This is a genomic window from Bradyrhizobium sp. NBAIM08 (assembly GCF_020193935.1).
In the GTDB taxonomy this organism is placed as follows: domain Bacteria; phylum Pseudomonadota; class Alphaproteobacteria; order Rhizobiales; family Xanthobacteraceae; genus Bradyrhizobium; species Bradyrhizobium yuanmingense.
This window is the reverse complement of the sequence record NZ_JADYVR010000272.1, coordinates 1-457: the sequence shown is the minus strand read 5'-3', so window position 1 is coordinate 457 and position 457 is coordinate 1. Positions and strand designations below refer to the sequence as shown.

The 457-nt window shown below is 76.1% G+C and carries 1 protein-coding gene; it reads left to right on the top strand.

Going from position 1 to position 457, the window contains the following annotated elements; all coding sequences use genetic code 11:
- The coding region (locus I6F37_RS39450; protein ID WP_225154295.1) for a DUF2064 domain-containing protein at window positions 1-425 on the top strand (425 nt) is incomplete at its 5' end.
- Window positions 426-457: the final 32 nt, after the last annotated feature.

Sequence of the window (457 nt, the reverse complement as noted above, 5' to 3'; positions counted from 1 at the left end):
TCCCCCAGCACGGCGACGGCTTCGCCGAGCGCCTCGTCAACGCCCATGGCGACGTCCCCGGGGACGGCGCGGTCGTGCAGATCGGGATGGACACCCCGCAGGTCACCGCGGCCCTCCTCGAGCGGGCCGCCGCCGGCCTCGCCACCCACGACGCCGTGCTCGGTCCCGCCGAGGACGGCGGCTGGTGGGTCCTCGGCCTCACCGACCCCGGTGCCGCGGCCGCGCTGGCCGACGTGGCGATGTCGACGCCCACGACGTACCTCGACACCCGCGAGGCCCTGGCCGCCGCCGGTCACCGCGTCACCACGACGGCCGTCCTGCGCGACGTCGACACGATCGAGGACGCCGAGGCGGTCGCCCTCGGCGCTCCCGACGGGGAGTTCGCCCGCGCGTGGGAGCGGCGTACGCCAGGGGACGTCCGATGACCCTGCGCGACGCGTCCTTCACGACCATCTTC